Below are 15,398 nucleotides of genomic sequence, written 5' to 3' on the forward strand. Positions count from 1 at the left end.
CGTTAACGTCAGGGCGATGGCAAGTGCCTTACGGCGCTTGTGTTTCACGATCCGATAATGACTGAAACCAGAGAGTGTCGAGCTTAGCCTTTCAATACCCGCGCCAACGTCGACTTCACTTTGCCCATGCCATCATGCAGTGCCTGTTCAATCTCGGCCATGGTAATGACCGCCGTCGATTTGCCCGCCGCCGGGTTCACCACCAGCGCCAGACAGGCATAGTCCAGTTCCAGTTCACGCGCCAATGCGGCTTCCGGCATACCGGTCATGCCGACGATGTCGCAACCGTCACGTTCCAGCCTCGCGATTTCAGCAACTGTTTCCAGACGTGGCCCTTGAGTGCAGGCGTACACGCCATGGCTGCTATAGCCGACGCCTTCAGCCGCCAACGCCGCGATTAATCGCTGACGCAGGGGTTCGCTGTAGGGATAGCTGAAGTCGATGTGTGTAACGTGTTCCAGGTCATCGGCGAAATAGGTGTGTTCGCGACCGCTGGTGTAGTCGATCAATTGATGCGGCACGCAGAAATGCCCGGTGCCCATCGCGGCATGAATCCCGCCCACGGCGTTGACCGCGAGAATCGCTTCAGCTCCGGCCTGCTTCAAGGCCCACAGATTGGCGCGGTAGTTCACCTGATGCGGCGGGAAGCGGTGCGGGTGACCGTGACGTGCGAGAAACAGCACTTCCTTGCCGGCGTACTCACCGATCTGCACCTCGGCCGAAGGCGCACCGTAAGGGGTGTCCACCGCCAATGACTGACGAATGCTCAAGCCTTCGAGTTGAGTCAGGCCGGTGCCACCGATAATCGCGTAAACCGTCATAACGAAAAGTCCTTAATCAATCAATTGAGCTTCTTTGAGCGCGCCGACGGCCGTCAGCCAGCGCGGGTCTTGACGGTATTCGGTGCTGGCGTACGCCTGCCCACGCATCCGCGCGATACGCGCCGAAGGCTTGACCTTCAACCGCTGGGCGGCACTCAAAGCCAACTCGGCAGCCGCACGGTCGTTGCACACCAGGCCCATGTCGCAACCGGCGGTCAATGCCGCTTCGATGCGACTGGCGGCATCGCCCACCACGTGCGCACCGGCCATCGACAGGTCGTCACTGAAGATCACGCCATCAAACTGCAGCTCGCCGCGCAGGATGTCCTGCAACCAGCGACGGGAGAAGCCGGCAGGCTGGGAATCGACTTGTGGATAAATAACGTGGGCCGGCATGACGGCGGCCAATTGCTTGCTTAATCGCGCGAATGGCACCAGGTCGTTGGCGCGGATCTCTTCGAGGCTGCGCTCGTCGTTGGGAATCGCAACGTGGGAATCGGCCTCGGCCCAGCCATGACCGGGGAAATGCTTGCCGGTGGCAGCCATCCCGGCGCTGTTCATGCCGCGGATGAATGCACCGGCGAGCAAGGCTGCGCGCTCGGGATCACCTTCGAACGAACGGGTACCGACCACCGCACTGCGCTGGTAATCCAGATCCAGCACCGGGGCGAAGCTCAGGTCGAGACCGACCGCGAGCACTTCGGTCGCCATGATCCAGCCGCACTGTTCGGCCAGGTATTCGGCATTCGGGTTGTCGGCGATGGCGCGCATGGCGGGCAGTCGCACGAAGCCCTGACGCAGCCGCTGAACCCGACCGCCCTCCTGGTCGACCGCCAGCAGCAGATCGGGACGAATGGCGCGGATCGCGGCGCTCAATTCGCGCACCTGACGCGGGTGTTCGATGTTGCGGGCAAAAATGATCAGGCCGCCCACTTCGGGCTGGCGCAACAATTGGCGATCTTCAGACGTCAGCCAGGTACCGGCGACGTCCACCATCAACGAGCCTTGCAGGCCAGCAGTCATGGAAATTCCTTGAATACGATAAACCCGGCTCGCACGAATTCGCCGCCATGGGCTGAGCCCGGCAGGTCGGCGATATCAATGAGGGGGTTCAAAACGAGAGTCGGCATGGGCGCCTAGCTTAGCGGATGTCCGCCACCGCGCCCACCCGTGTGCGGTTAAACCTTGGCGGCTACCGGAGTCGATTTACTGCGCGGACGCAACTGCGCGGCGGCCATGGCGGTGTCGGTGACGCCGGTTTCGGCACGCATGCCCGCAGCCAGGAATGGCACCATCAGACGCATCACTTGCTCGATGGAAGTGTTGACGCCGAAATCGGTTTCGGCAATCGCGCGCAAGGCCTTGATCCCCGACATGCTGAATGCCGCGGCACCGAGCATGAAGTGCACGCGCCAGAACAGTTCGATCGGAGGAATGCGTGGCGCGGCTTCGTTGACCAGCAGCATGTAGCGGCGGAAAACCTTGCCGTACATGTCTTCCAGATAACGACGCAAGTGCCCTTGGCTCTGACTGAAAGCCAGCCCCAGCAAACGCATGAAGATGGACAAGTCGTTGCCGCTGCGTGGTTGCACCACCAGGGCTTGCTCGACGAGGATCTCCAGCAATTCTTCGAGGGTCGGTTTGTTCTCGGGTTTGGCCTGACGGCGCTCCAGCTCTTTATCGAGACTGAGGCAGAACGGCCCGAGAAAACGCGAGAAGACCGCTTGAATCAGCGCCTTCTTCGATCCGAAGTGATAGTTCACCGCCGCCAGATTGACACCGGCCTTGCTGGTGATCAGACGCAACGAGGTTTCAGCGAAACCTTTTTCCGCGAACAATTGCTCGGCAGCATCGAGAATGCGTTCAACGGTTTCCGACTGGGCCATGGCTACTCCGCCTGACAAACACTTGTTTGAAACATACGTTTCAGCCCAGGCCTTGTCAAGTCTGGCGGGTTCGTTTTGGGAATGGTCGGTCAGCTATTTAACCATACAACACTGGCGCTTCAATCGGCGAGCTGAATGACCGTCCAGCGGCCGGCAAAAAAAGGGGCATTGCCAAGACCGGTTCACTGTATATAATCCCAGTCACTGTATAAAAAGACAGAGCGATCAATATGCTAAAGCTGACGCCACGCCAAGCAGAGATTCTGGCCTTCATCAAACGCTGCCTCGAAGACAACGGCTACCCGCCAACCCGCGCGGAAATCGCTCAGGAACTGGGCTTCAAGTCGCCCAACGCGGCGGAAGAACACCTCAAGGCACTGGCCCGCAAGGGCGCGATCGAGATGACCCCGGGCGCCTCCCGCGGCATTCGCATCCCCGGCTTCGAAGCCAAGGCCGACGAATCTACCCTGCCGATCATCGGCCGAGTGGCAGCGGGCGCTCCGATCCTCGCCCAGCAGCACATCGAAGAATCCTGCAACATCAACCCTTCGTTCTTCCACCCTCGCGCTGACTATCTGTTGCGGGTCCATGGCATGAGCATGAAGGACGTCGGCATTTTCGACGGAGACCTGCTGGCCGTCCATACCACCCGCGAAGCCCGTAACGGTCAGATCGTGGTGGCGCGGATTGGCGATGAAGTGACCGTCAAGCGCTTCAAACGCGACGGCAGCAAAGTCTGGCTGATTGCCGAAAACCCTGAATTCGCCCCTATCGAAGTCAACCTGAAAGATCAGGAACTGGTGATCGAAGGCTTGAGCGTCGGCGTGATTCGCCGCTAAAGGAGGCTTTATGCAGTTCCCACACACTTCACAGCAAGCCCAACTGCCGCTGTTCGAGGCATTCATGGCGCAGCCGCTGGCGCCGATCCTGAAAGACGTGGTCGAGTCGCCCTGGAGCGCCGAGCCCGAAGTCTTCAGCGAGCTGTCATTGCGTGGCGCGGCCGGGAACTGCCTGAACCTTCTGGCCCCCATCCTCAGGGAACTGAGTCAGGACCAGGACGCTCGCTGGCTGACTCTGATCGCCCCGCCCGCCAGCCTGACCCAAGCCTGGCTGCGAGACGCCGGCCTGAACCGTGAACGCATTCTGCTGCTGCAACCACGCGGCACTCAGAGCGCTCAACAGCTGACCTGTGAAGCTTTGCGACTTGGCCGCAGCCATACGGTCGTCAGCTGGCTAAGCCCGTTGAACACATCGTCGCGGCAACAGCTGATCAGCGCCGCCCGTACCGGGGATGCGCAAAGTCTGAATATTCGGCTGGGTTAACTGACAAAACAGTGTTTGCACTGAACAGCGCGGGGCTTCTCCAAGGATAGAGAAGCCGGTCTGTAGAGGTATCCGCAAAATCCGACGGGCGGGATCAATGAAGAACCCGTGGCCCCTCTTCCTTATCAAATTCGCCTTCAACCAGGCGTCCTGCCATCTGAACACCGACGCTCAACATCGCCTTGGCGACTTCCACGTGCTGGCCTTGCAGGAAAGCCTTGGCATCCTCGGAGAAATCCAAAGTAACCAGGGAACCCTCGTCCTCGGCCCTACGCAGCTCGATTCGGCCGTCTGGTAACTCGACAATTTCTAGAAAGGACGTTGGCATAAAGGACTGTTCTCCACGAAAGGCAGGGATTATATAGGCATCGGCCAAGCTTCGCTCGGGATCTTGACCAGATGCCATCACGAAGAGAAATTTCTGACATCACGCTTCTTTGAGCGGACCATTCGCCGAGCACTCAATCTTTCAGCACTCGTTCAGCCCTTCGCGAAACCGGATCGCCAAGCTTTTCAGACTCTGGCGCCAGCTCTCCAGTTCTTCTCGGCTCAGCTCTTCAGGCGCCTCTTCTTCGTCCAGATTAACCGCCAGAATGAGCGGTTGCGTCACATCACCCTTGGGCTTGTGCGGCGCACGAGGCGGCTGAAACAGTGCGGCATAAGCCGACAGCAGCTTGGCCAGCCAGGTTTCAGGGTTTTGCGCCAACTCGACCATCTCGGCCATTTCCGGAATAGCGATGGTTTCGAGTACTTCGCGGGTCAGCAGCATCTCTGCCCGCGGTGCATTGGCCTGAGGCAAGCGATAGAAACCGGCGATTTCATGGCACAGCCCCAACAGCGCTCCGTACAGGTGAAACAACACCGATTCGCGCCCGGCCTGAATCAGCGCCAGGGAGTTCATCGCCCGCCCCTCTTCAGCCTTGGCGAGCGCTTCCAGCGAAAGGCCGGCGAAATAAATCTTCTGGTTGGTACGGGTATAGAGTTCGTGGGCCATGACGGCAGCCTCCACAGCGAAATAATTGCTTCACGCAGGTCTGACAGTGTCGTGGATCACCCAAGCTCACCGCAAGCCCAAAACAAAAAGGCCGCATGAAAACCCGAGGGTTGTCATGCGGCCTTTTATGTACAGCGGCTTTTAAGCCTTGGCTGCTGGACGCTTGTCTTCAACCGTCCACTTGCCGCCATCGTAATACGCTTTCCAACCAGTCGGCTTACCGTCGACTTCTGTCTGCACGTATTGCTCTTTGGTCTTGCGGCTATAACGGATCACTGCTGGCAGACCGTCAGGATCTTTCTTCGGCGCTTCGCAGAGGAAGTGGTACTTCGGATCGATCTCATCCTTGTGCGGCACGATCTCGACGACCAATGGCGCACGGGTCTCGCGGTTTTTCGGGAACTGGCTGGCCGCCAGGAACAGGCCGGAAGCACCGTCACGCAGGATGTAGGTGTCGTTGACCTTTTCGCATTTGAGCTCAGGCATCTTCACCGGATCCATCTTCGGCGGCGCCGCATCACCGCTCTTCAGCAGCTTGCGGGTGTTCTTGCAGGTTGTGTTGGTGCAACCGAAGAATTTGCCGAAACGGCCGGTCTTGAGCTGCATCTCGCTGCCGCACTTGTCGCATTCCAGGCTCGGACCTTCGTAGCCCTTGATGCGGTAAGCGCCCTCTTCGATCTCGTAGCCTGCGCAATCCGGGTTATTACCGCAGATGTGCAGCTTGCGCTTCTCGTCGAGCAGGTAAGCGTCCATCGCCGTGCTGCAGATCGGGCAACGGTGCTTGCCGCGCAGAACCAGCGACTCCGACTCACCCTCGTCGTCCGCAGCGATTTCGTCGCCCGGCACCAGATTGACGGTGGCCTTGCAGCGTTCTTTCGGCGGCAGGCTGTAGCCCGAGCAACCGAGGAACACGCCGGTCGATGCAGTACGAATCTGCATCGGACGACCGCACACCACACAAGGAATATCAGTCATCACCGGCTGGTTGGCGCGCATGCCGCCTTCGGCGCTTTCGGCCACTTCGAGCTTCTTCTTGAAGTCGCCATAGAACTCGTCGAGCACGTTTTTCCAGTCGCGCTCGCCCTGGGCCACGTCATCGAGATTCTCTTCCATGCCGGCGGTGAAGCCGTAGTCCATGAGATTGGAGAAGCTCTCGGCCAGACGCTCGGTGACGATGTCGCCCATCTTTTCCGAATAGAAACGACGGTTGTGCAGCGCCACGTAGCCGCGGTCCTGGATGGTCGAAATGATCGCCGCGTAGGTCGAAGGACGACCGATGCCGCGTTTTTCCATTTCCTTTACCAGGCTCGCTTCCGAGTAACGCGCCGGCGGCTTGGTGAAGTGCTGGGTCGGATCAAGCTTGATCAGCTTCATCGCATCGCCCTGGGCCATGTCCGGCAGCACGTCGTCATCGCCAGGCTTGGTGATTTGCGGCATGACGCGAGTGTAACCGTCGAACTTCAGGATGCGGCCCTTGGCGCGCAACTCGAAGTCACCGGCACCGACGGTGACCGTGGTCGACAGGTATTGGGCCGGCAGCATCTGGCAGGCGAGGAACTGGCGCCAGATCAGCTCGTAAAGCCGCTCGGCATCACGCTCCATGCCCGACAGCTTGCTTGGCTCGGTATTGGCGTCAGACGGACGAATCGCTTCGTGAGCCTCTTGTGCGCCTTCCTTGCTGCTGTAGACGTTCGGGGTTTCCGGCAGGTACTTCTTGCCGAATTCGCCTTCAATATAAGTACGCGCCATCGTCACGGCATCGGCCGAGAGGTTGGTGGAGTCGGTACGCATATAAGTGATGTAGCCGGCTTCGTACAGACGCTGGGCCATCATCATGGTTTTCTTCACACCGAAGCCCAGGCGGTTGCTCGCGGCCTGCTGCAGGGTGGAGGTGATGAACGGTGCCGACGGCTTGCTGCTGGTCGGTTTGTCTTCGCGCTTGACGATGCTGTAGCTGGAAGCCTTGAGCTTCTCCAGCGCGGCCATGGCCTGGGCTTCGTTGAGCGGCTTGAAGGCTTCGCCTTTCTCGCGAGCCACGTCGAACCGCACAGTCGCGCCCTTGGCGGTGCCGAGGTCAGCGTGAACTTCCCAGTACTCTTCCGGGTTGAACGCGCGGATTTCGCGCTCACGCTCAACCACCAGCTTCACGGCAACCGATTGCACGCGACCGGCGGACAGGCCACGAGCAACCTTGGCCCACAGCAGCGGCGAAACCATGTAACCCACCACGCGGTCGAGGAAGCGACGCGCCTGCTGCGCGTTTACGCGATCGATGTCCAGCTCGCCCGGTTGGGAGAAAGCTTCCTGGATCGCTTTTTTGGTGATTTCGTTGAACACCACGCGCTTGTAGCGGCTGTCGTCACCACCGATGGCTTCGCGCAGGTGCCAGGCAATGGCTTCCCCCTCGCGATCCAAGTCGGTTGCGAGATAGATGGTGTCAGCATCTTTGGCGAGCCGGCGCAGCTCTTCGATAACCTTTTCCTTGCCCGGGAGGATCTCGTACTTGGCTTTCCAGCCATGATCGGGATCGACACCCATGCGCGAGACCAGCTGCTTGCGCGCTTTCTCTTTCGGCGTGAGCACCGGACCTTCGCCTGCGGCGGCCTTGCCACGCTTGGCGGCAGGCTCTTTGCTGGCGCTAGCCGAACCGCTGGTGGGCAGGTCTCGGATATGGCCGATACTCGACTTCACCACGTATTGGTTACCCAGATACTTGTTGATGGTCTTGGCCTTAGCCGGGGATTCCACAATGACCAGCGATTTGCCCATGGATCAGAAAATTCCTGAATTCTAGAAGTGAAAGGCGGTTGGCGCCTGACGCGGCACCGCTATATATAGTGGCTACAAGGTGAGGTCAAGCGCAGGGTTCTGCGCGCACTCCCCTTATGGCTGCGGAAAAATGCTCGGTTCGGCTTGCACCAAAGCAAAGCGTGGCACCTGTTCGCCGTCAACCTCGACCGACTCCAGGAACATGCTCAAGGGGCGCACCCAAAAGCCGTAATCGCCATACAGGGCTTGGTAGAAGACCACTTCTTCTTCGGTCTCCGAATGCCGCGCAACACTGAATACGCGGTACTGCGGACCTTTGTAATGTTGGTAGAGCCCAGGTTGTATCGGCATGCTTTGGCCCTCACTCAAATTTTTTCAAAATAAAAACAAAAATAAATCCGGAAAAACAAAAACCGGGGCACTTGGCCCCGGCTTCCATCGACGAAACGCTTAAACGCGTTCGAAGACGGTGGAGATACCTTGGCCGAGACCAATGCACATGGTGGCCACCCCGAAGGTGCCGCCATTCTGCTTCATCACGTTCAGCAAGGTGCCCGAAATACGTGCACCGGAGCAACCGAACGGGTGACCCAGGGCGATCGCGCCGCCGTGCAGGTTAACCTTCTCGTTCATCTTGTCGAGCACTTTCAAATCTTTCAGCACTGGCAGGGCCTGTGCAGCGAAAGCTTCGTTGAGCTCGAAGAAGTCGATATCGTTGATGCCAAGGCCCGCGCGCTTCAATGCTTTCTGCGTTGCCGGTACTGGACCATAGCCCATGATCGCCGGGTCCACACCTGCCACTGCCATCGAGCGAATCACCGCCAGCGGCTGGATGCCCAGGTCCTGGGCACGCTGTGCCGACATCACGATCATGCACGAAGCACCGTCGGTGATCTGCGACGAAGTACCAGCGGTCACGGTGCCGCCCTTCGGATTAAACGCTGGTTTCAGAGCCGCCAGGCTTTCCAGGGTGGTTTCCGGACGAATGGTTTCGTCGTAGTCGAACAGTTTCAGGAAACCGTTCTCGTCGTAGCCCTGCATCGGGATGATTTCGTCCTTGAACTTGCCTTCCACGGTCGCCTTGTGGGCGAGTTGGTGGGAGCGCACGCCAAAGGCGTCCTGCTGTTCACGAGTAATGCCGTGCATTTTGCCGAGCATTTCTGCGGTCAGGCCCATCATGCCCGAGGCTTTCGCCGCATACAGGGACATGTGCGGGTTCGGATCGACACCGTGCATCATGCTCACATGACCCATATGCTCGACGCCGCCAACGACGAACACGTCACCGTTGCCGGTCATGATCGCTTGCGCGGCAGTGTGCAGCGCACTCATCGACGAGCCACACAGACGGCTGACGGTCTGGCCGGCCGAGGTGTGTGGAATCTGAGTCATCAGGGACGCCATGCGGGCGATGTTCCAGCCCTGCTCCAGGGTCTGGTTAACGCAACCCCAGATCACGTCTTCGACTTCGCTCGGGTCGACCTTGACGTTGCGTTCCAGCAATTTGCTGATCAGGTGTGCCGACATGTCTTCGGCGCGGGTGTTGCGGTGCATGCCGCCCTTGGAGCGGCCCATCGGCGTACGACCGAAGTCGACAATCACGACGTCTCTAGGATTCAAGCTCATATACTTTCACTCTCGCTCTAGTGTGGGCGCTTAACCGAAGAAGCTCTGACCGTTCTTGGCCATTGCACGCAGCTTCGCGGTCGGGTGGTACAGCGCGCCCAAATCAGCGTACTGGTCAGCCAGGGCAACGAACTCTGCAACACCGATCGAATCGATGTAGCGCAGCGCACCGCCACGGAATGGAGGGAAACCAATACCGTAGACCAGACCCATGTCGGCTTCGGCGGCGGTTTCGACGATGCCGTCTTCCAGGCAGCGCACGGTTTCCAGGCACAGCGGGATCATCATCCAGTTGATGATGTCTTCGTCAGTGACTTCGAGCTGTTCGAACACGATCGGCTTGAGCACTTCCAGCACCGACGGATCGGCGACTTTCTTCTGCTTGCCGCGCTTGTCGGTCTCGTAGGCGTAGAAGCCCTTGCCATTTTTCTGGCCCAGGCGCTTGGCTTCATAGAGCACGTCGACGGCCGAACGGCGATCGTCCTTCATGCGATCCGGGAAGCCTTCAGCCATGACGTCACGACCATGGTGGCCGGTGTCGATGCCGACCACGTCCATCAGGTATGCCGGGCCCATTGGCCAGCCGAACTTCTCCATGACCTTGTCGATGCGGACGAAGTCCACGCCGGCGCTGACCAGCTTGGCGAAACCGCCGAAGTACGGGAACAGCACACGGTTGACCAGGAAGCCCGGGCAGTCGTTGACGACGATCGGGTTCTTGCCCATTTTCTTGGCGTAGGCAACGGTGGTGGCAACGGCCACTTCGCTGGACTTCTCGCCACGGATCACTTCAACCAGCGGCATCATGTGCACCGGGTTGAAGAAGTGCATGCCGACGAAGTTTTCTGGACGCTTGAGGGCTTTGGCCAGCAAGGTGATGGAAATGGTCGAGGTGTTGGACGCCAGAATGGTGTCCTCTTTGACCTTGTCTTCGACTTCGGCCAGAACGGCTTGCTTGACCTTCGGGTTCTCGACCACGGCTTCGACCACCAGATCGACGTGACCGAAATCGCCGTAGGACAGGGTTGGACGAATACCGTTGAGCACTTCGGCCATCTTCGCCGGGGTCATGCGACCTTTATCAACGCGGCCAACCAGCAGCTTGGCGGCTTCGGCCAAACCTTGCTCGATACCGTGCTCGTTGATGTCCTTCATCAGGATCGGCGTGCCTTTGGAGGCCGACTGATAAGCGATACCGCCACCCATGATGCCGGCGCCCAATACGGCGGCCTGCTTCACTTCCTTGGCGATTTCGTCGTAGGCCTTGGCCTTTTTCTTAAGCTCCTGATCGTTCAGGAACAGACCGATCAAGCTCTGCGCGGCAGAGGTCTTGGCCAGTTTGACGAAACCGGCGGCTTCAACTTCCAGGGCCTTGTCGCGACCGAAGTTCGCGGCTTTCTGGATGGTCTTGATCGCTTCGACCGGCGCCGGGTAGTTCGGGCCCGCCTGGCCGGCCACGAAACCTTTGGCGGTTTCGAACGACATCATTTGTTCGATGGCGTTGAGCTTGAGCTTTTCGAGCTTCGGCTGACGCTTGGCCTTGTAGTCAAACGTGCCGGAGATGGCGCCCTTGATCAGGTTCAGCGCCGCTTCGTGCAACTTCTGCGAGTCGACCACCGCATCGACGGCACCGACTTTCAGTGCGTCTTCAGCGCGGTTTTCCTTACCGGCGGCAATCCACTCGATGGCGTTGTCGGCACCGATGATGCGCGGCAGGCGCACGGTACCGCCGAAGCCTGGGTAGATGCCCAGCTTGACTTCCGGCAGACCGATTTTGGCGGTGCTGGCCATGACGCGGAAATCCGCCGCCAGGCACATTTCCAGACCGCCACCCAGTGCGATGCCATTGATCGCGGCAACAGTCGGGACGTTGAGGTCTTCGAAATCGCTGAAAATCTTGTTGGCTTCGAGGTTGCCAGCAACAAGCTCGGCATCCGGCAGCTTGAAGTTGTCGACGAATTCGGTGATGTCGGCGCCGACGATGAATACGTCCTTGCCACTGCTGACGATCACACCCTTGATCGAAGCATCTGCCTTGATGGTGTCTACAGCCTGACGCAGTTCGTTCAGGGTAAGACGGTTGAACTTGTTGACGGACTCACCCTTGAGGTCGAACTTCAGTTCGACGATGCCACTTTCAAGAGCCTTAACCGTGATGGCTTTACCTTCGTAAATCATCAACTGATCTCCACGATATGGAAGCTGAACAGTACACGTCGGACGCAGGCGGCTGGCTCGGCAGGGACGTTTATCGTCAATGCTAACGCCAACTCACCCGGCACACCCGCCAACGCGATAGTCGGGATTCTGTAGGAGCAGTCTGTAATACAAACGCTCAATTCATACGCCCGTTTGATTTGGGTATGTCACCTTCACGGAATTTCCGGCAATTGTCAATCGCCCAAAATACTGGTTGAAACGCGACTTTCCGGTCACTTCCGTACCACGAAGCCCTGCAACACGCTGATGCATGTGAGGCCATTCATAGAATCAATAGTTAGAAAAGTCGCCCTAATTCGCGGCAACCTGTGTTTAACAGGCTACGCTGGCGGGACCCTGAAGAAAAAATTGAACGCTTTTGACGAATGCCAAGCGTAAGATCTGTGCCACAAAGAATTACCGGCCTGCCTGGCCAACCTCAGCCCGATGATGATGTCGGGCTTTTTATTGCCTGCCAGACGACGACGCACGACTGCGTAGGAGCTGCCGAAGGCTGCGATCTTTTGATGTTGCCTGTTAAAAGCAAGATCAAAAGATCGCAGCCTGCGGCAGCTCCTACCGGGGGGAGATCGGGTTCAGGCGAGTGCCTTGAGCGTAGCGTCGATCTGTTGCAGAACCTCGGCTTCGCCCTTCTCGCCCCAATACAGGGCAATCATTTGCTTGTCTGCCTCGACCTTGTAGACGTTGGCAGGCAATTTTTCGAAATGATTCAGCAGCACTCCATCCTCGCAGACTTCCTGCCACTGATTGACCCATACACCCGGCGCCTTCTGCCAATAGCTCCAGCACGCCGGCTGAGTGCCACGGCGCGGTCGGTGGTACTGGGCGCAAGGGCTTGGCGGCTCCTGGCTCAGCCAGTGCGGCCACTCCTGGGGCGACAATTGCATGGCAAGGCCGATGCGCCGCGCCTCCATGCGCAGGGCCATGCGACCGCTCTGGACACGAGACGGTCGCAACCAGGCCAGCGGGCTCAGCACCACCAGCAGGATTGACACCACTATCCAGACCGTCATATCTGTACTCCCGATTCTTGATGAGCCCATTGAGTCACGTTGAAACCAATGCGCTTGAAACCAGCCATACTTACCAATATTGCAATCCTCAGGAGGAGCACCTCATGCCCTACCACCATATTCTGGTCGCTGTAGATCTAACCGAAGAGTGCGATCCTGTAATCCACCGCGCCCGCGAACTTTCGGTGAGCAATGGCGCAAAGCTGTCCCTGGTGCATATCGTCGAGCCGATGGCCATGGCCTTTGGCGGCGACGTGCCGATGGACCTTTCCCAGTTGCAACAGCAACAGTTCGATCAGGCCAAGGAGCGCCTTGAGCGATTGATCCTGAAATACCCGGAGCTCTCCAAGGAATACAGCCACCTGACCTACGGCCAGCCGCGACAGGAGATTCACCATCTCGCCAAGGAGCAAACGTGCGACCTGATCGTGGTGGGCAGTCATGGCCGGCATGGCCTGGCACTGTTGCTCGGCTCCACTGCCAATGACGTGCTGCACGGCGCGCCTTGCGATGTACTTGCCGTGCGCCTGCAAAAAAGCTGACAACAAGCAACAATTAAACCGTTACGAAAAGCCCGGCATTCACACGAGTGAAGCCGGGCTTTTTTATAGCCGGATCAATCAGGCATCCAGTTCGGCCCAGCGCTCGACCATCACGTCGAGTTCAGCCTGTAACTGCTCAAGCTGAGCGATCACAGCAGCCGTCTCGGCAGGAGGACGCTGATAGAAGCCGGCGTCCGCCATCTGCGCCTCAACCACCGCGATCTGCTGCTCCATGGCTTCGATCTGGCCAGGCAAGGCTTCCAGCTCACGCTGCAACTTGTAGCTGAGTTTCTTTTTCGCCACCGGCGCTGGCGTTTCCACTGCAGCCACCGGCGCAGGTTCGGCCGTCACGACAGCCGAGTTCAGGTCGGCCTTGCCGGACTTGCTCTCGGTCACGCCCAGCAGGCGCGGCGAGCCGCCCTGACGCAGCCAGTCCTGATAACCGCCGACGTACTCGCGAACCTTGCCTTCGCCTTCGAAGACCAGGGTGCTGGTGACCACGTTGTCGAGGAATGCCCGGTCGTGGCTGACCATCAGCACAGTGCCGTTGAAGGTCAGCAAGACCTCTTCCAGCAGTTCGAGGGTTTCCACGTCGAGGTCGTTGGTCGGTTCGTCGAGCACCAGCAGGTTCGCCGGCTTGCTGAACAGTTTCGCCAGCAGCAGACGCGCTCGCTCACCACCGGACAGCGCCTTGACCGGCGTGCGGGCACGCTGCGGGCTGAACAGGAAGTCGCCAAGGTAGCTCAGCACGTGACGGCTCTGGCCATCGATATCGATGAAGTCGCGACCTTCAGCGACGTTGTCAATCACGGTCTTTTCCAGATCCAACTGATGGCGCAACTGGTCGAAATAGGCCACGTCGATGCGCGTCCCCTCTTCCACTGTGCCGCTGGTCGGTTGCAGACCGTTGAGCATCAGCTTCAACAGCGTGGTCTTGCCGGTACCGTTGGCGCCGAGCAGACCGATGCGGTCGCCGCGCTGCAGGACCATCGAGAAATCCTTGATCAGGAACGGGCCGCCCGGGTGAGCGAAGCTCACGTTCTCGAGCACCATCACCTGCTTGCCAGACTTGTCGGCGGTATCCAGCTGAATGTTGGCCTTGCCGGTACGCTCACGACGCTCGCTACGCTCGACGCGCAGGGCTTTCAGTGCACGGACACGGCCTTCGTTACGGGTGCGACGCGCCTTGATGCCCTGGCGGATCCAGACTTCTTCCTGGGCCAGTTTCTTATCGAACAGCGCGTTGGCGGTTTCTTCAGCGGCCAGTGTGGCCTCTTTGTGCACGAGGAAGCTGGCGTAATCGCCGTTCCAGTCGATCAAGCCGCCGCGATCCAGTTCCAGGATACGGGTTGCAAGGTTCTGCAGGAATGAACGGTCGTGCGTGATGAACAGCACGGCGCCCTGGAAATCCTTCAGCGCTTCTTCAAGCCAGGCGATGGCACCGATGTCCAGGTGGTTGGTCGGTTCGTCGAGCAGCAGCAGGTCCGGTTCGGAAACCAGCGCCTGAGCCAGCAGGACGCGACGACGCCAGCCGCCGGACAATTCGGCGAGGGTCTTGTCGGCAGGCAACTGCAGACGGCTCAAGGTGCTGTCGACCAGTTGCTGCAAGCGCCAGCCATCGCGGGCTTCGAGGTCGTGCTGGACGTGCATCAGCTTGTCCAGATCGGCGTCGGTGACGATGTTCTGGCTCAGGTGATGATATTCGGCAAGCAACGCGCCAACGCCGTCGAGGCCTTCGGCAACCACGTCGAACACAGTCCGCTCGTCGGCTACCGGCAATTCTTGCGGCAATTCGCCAATCTTGAGGCCGGGCGCGCGCCAAACGGAGCCATCGTCAGGCTTCTGGTCGCCCTTGACGAGCTTCATCATGCTGGACTTGCCAGTGCCGTTGCGGCCGATGATGCACACCCGCTCACCACGGGCGATCTGCCAGGACACCTTGTCCAACAACGGCATAGCGCCGAAAGCAAGGGACACATCGCTGAATTTGAGCAGGGTCATGAGCTTCTCCAAAAACCGGGCGCGCATTCTACCTGACTTGAGGCTACAGAAGGCCGGCAATTTCAATGTCGAAGCACTCTGCACAACAATTGTTGCGAACTTGTGCCGACAGCTCTGCAAAGCTTTCGCCCGTTGCTGGCAAAAGGCTAAGCTACAGACAATTCAGTGCCGCTCCTGCTGGCACTTGTCATGATTTCTCTGCC

14 protein-coding genes are annotated in these 15,398 nt (G+C 59.0%); 3 read left to right on the plus strand and 11 right to left on the minus strand.

Annotated features, from left to right (window positions below; genetic code table 11):
• Positions 1–83: 83 nt before the first annotated feature.
• From ACCC96_RS09195 to ACCC96_RS09205, 3 genes are all read right to left on the minus strand, one after another.
• Entirely contained in the window at positions 84–821 is a 738-nt protein-coding gene (locus ACCC96_RS09195) for an S-methyl-5'-thioinosine phosphorylase (protein WP_019579918.1), read from the minus strand.
• Between the two features lie 12 nt (positions 822–833).
• A complete protein-coding gene (nagZ, locus tag ACCC96_RS09200; RefSeq protein WP_019579917.1) occupies positions 834–1,844 on the minus strand; it encodes a beta-N-acetylhexosaminidase in 1,011 nt (336 codons plus the stop codon).
• 155 nt (positions 1,845–1,999) lie between these two features.
• Positions 2,000–2,707: a TetR/AcrR family transcriptional regulator gene (locus ACCC96_RS09205; protein WP_018925321.1), complete on the minus strand. Its 708-nt coding sequence runs from the start codon at positions 2,705–2,707 to the stop codon at positions 2,000–2,002.
• A gap of 230 nt (positions 2,708–2,937) precedes the next feature.
• Between ACCC96_RS09205 and lexA the strand changes: the two genes are divergently transcribed.
• Positions 2,938–3,546, plus strand: coding sequence for a transcriptional repressor LexA (lexA, locus tag ACCC96_RS09210; protein ID WP_007933171.1), 609 nt, complete (start codon positions 2,938–2,940; stop codon positions 3,544–3,546).
• 10 nt (positions 3,547–3,556) lie between these two features.
• Complete coding sequence (gene sulA / locus ACCC96_RS09215; RefSeq protein WP_413695635.1) at positions 3,557–4,030, plus strand: SOS-induced cell division inhibitor SulA; 474 nt, start codon at positions 3,557–3,559, stop codon at positions 4,028–4,030.
• Positions 4,031–4,124: 94 nt separating this feature from the next.
• Here the strand turns inward: sulA and ACCC96_RS09220 are convergent, their stop codons facing one another.
• The 7 genes from ACCC96_RS09220 to ACCC96_RS09250 form a co-directional block, all read right to left on the minus strand.
• Positions 4,125–4,358: a hypothetical protein gene (locus ACCC96_RS09220; RefSeq protein WP_007933173.1), complete on the minus strand. Its 234-nt coding sequence runs from the start codon at positions 4,356–4,358 to the stop codon at positions 4,125–4,127.
• Positions 4,359–4,499: 141 nt separating this feature from the next.
• Entirely contained in the window at positions 4,500–5,024 is a 525-nt protein-coding gene (locus ACCC96_RS09225) for a DUF6586 family protein (RefSeq protein ID WP_413695636.1), read from the minus strand.
• Positions 5,025–5,165: 141 nt separating this feature from the next.
• Positions 5,166–7,793, minus strand: a complete 2,628-nt coding sequence (gene topA, locus ACCC96_RS09230) for a type I DNA topoisomerase (protein WP_413695637.1) — start codon at positions 7,791–7,793, stop codon at positions 5,166–5,168.
• A gap of 114 nt (positions 7,794–7,907) precedes the next feature.
• Positions 7,908–8,144 (minus strand): DUF1653 domain-containing protein, encoded by a 237-nt coding sequence (locus ACCC96_RS09235; RefSeq protein WP_007933188.1) that lies wholly within the window; start codon positions 8,142–8,144, stop codon positions 7,908–7,910.
• A 99-nt stretch (positions 8,145–8,243) separates the two neighbouring features.
• On the minus strand, positions 8,244–9,419 hold the full coding sequence (gene fadA, locus ACCC96_RS09240; RefSeq protein ID WP_007933190.1) for an acetyl-CoA C-acyltransferase FadA: 1,176 nt from the start codon (positions 9,417–9,419) through the stop codon (positions 8,244–8,246).
• A gap of 30 nt (positions 9,420–9,449) precedes the next feature.
• Positions 9,450–11,597: a fatty acid oxidation complex subunit alpha FadB gene (fadB, locus tag ACCC96_RS09245; RefSeq protein ID WP_413695638.1), complete on the minus strand. Its 2,148-nt coding sequence runs from the start codon at positions 11,595–11,597 to the stop codon at positions 9,450–9,452.
• A gap of 617 nt (positions 11,598–12,214) precedes the next feature.
• A complete protein-coding gene (locus ACCC96_RS09250; RefSeq protein ID WP_019579914.1) occupies positions 12,215–12,652 on the minus strand; it encodes a hypothetical protein in 438 nt (145 codons plus the stop codon).
• Positions 12,653–12,756: 104 nt separating this feature from the next.
• Here ACCC96_RS09250 and ACCC96_RS09255 point away from each other — a divergent pair, with 104 nt between their 5' ends.
• On the plus strand, positions 12,757–13,194 hold the full coding sequence (locus tag ACCC96_RS09255; RefSeq protein ID WP_007933196.1) for a universal stress protein: 438 nt from the start codon (positions 12,757–12,759) through the stop codon (positions 13,192–13,194).
• Positions 13,195–13,272: 78 nt separating this feature from the next.
• Here the strand turns inward: ACCC96_RS09255 and ACCC96_RS09260 are convergent, their stop codons facing one another.
• Positions 13,273–15,195 carry an ATP-binding cassette domain-containing protein gene (locus ACCC96_RS09260; RefSeq protein WP_018925314.1) on the minus strand — a complete coding sequence of 641 codons (1,923 nt, stop codon included), beginning with the start codon at positions 15,193–15,195 and terminating at the stop codon, positions 13,273–13,275.
• Between the last annotated feature and the right edge of the window lie 203 nt (positions 15,196–15,398).

This window comes from Pseudomonas sp. Pseusp11 (assembly GCF_047304405.1).
Taxonomy (GTDB): Bacteria; Pseudomonadota; Gammaproteobacteria; order Pseudomonadales; family Pseudomonadaceae; genus Aquipseudomonas.

Coding starts and splice junctions, on each gene's coding strand:
- ACCC96_RS09195 (WP_019579918.1), bottom strand. CDS start 821: ATGACGGTTTACGCGATTATCGGTGGCACCGGCCTGACTCAACTCGAA.
- nagZ (WP_019579917.1), bottom strand. CDS start 1,844: ATGACTGCTGGCCTGCAAGGCTCGTTGATGGTGGACGTCGCCGGTACC.
- ACCC96_RS09205 (WP_018925321.1), bottom strand. CDS start 2,707: ATGGCCCAGTCGGAAACCGTTGAACGCATTCTCGATGCTGCCGAGCAA.
- lexA (WP_007933171.1), top strand. CDS start 2,938: ATGCTAAAGCTGACGCCACGCCAAGCAGAGATTCTGGCCTTCATCAAA.
- sulA (WP_413695635.1), top strand. CDS start 3,557: ATGCAGTTCCCACACACTTCACAGCAAGCCCAACTGCCGCTGTTCGAG.
- ACCC96_RS09220 (WP_007933173.1), bottom strand. CDS start 4,358: ATGCCAACGTCCTTTCTAGAAATTGTCGAGTTACCAGACGGCCGAATC.
- ACCC96_RS09225 (WP_413695636.1), bottom strand. CDS start 5,024: ATGGCCCACGAACTCTATACCCGTACCAACCAGAAGATTTATTTCGCC.
- topA (WP_413695637.1), bottom strand. CDS start 7,793: ATGGGCAAATCGCTGGTCATTGTGGAATCCCCGGCTAAGGCCAAGACC.
- ACCC96_RS09235 (WP_007933188.1), bottom strand. CDS start 8,144: ATGCCGATACAACCTGGGCTCTACCAACATTACAAAGGTCCGCAGTAC.
- fadA (WP_007933190.1), bottom strand. CDS start 9,419: ATGAGCTTGAATCCTAGAGACGTCGTGATTGTCGACTTCGGTCGTACG.
- fadB (WP_413695638.1), bottom strand. CDS start 11,597: ATGATTTACGAAGGTAAAGCCATCACGGTTAAGGCTCTTGAAAGTGGC.
- ACCC96_RS09250 (WP_019579914.1), bottom strand. CDS start 12,652: ATGACGGTCTGGATAGTGGTGTCAATCCTGCTGGTGGTGCTGAGCCCG.
- ACCC96_RS09255 (WP_007933196.1), top strand. CDS start 12,757: ATGCCCTACCACCATATTCTGGTCGCTGTAGATCTAACCGAAGAGTGC.
- ACCC96_RS09260 (WP_018925314.1), bottom strand. CDS start 15,195: ATGACCCTGCTCAAATTCAGCGATGTGTCCCTTGCTTTCGGCGCTATG.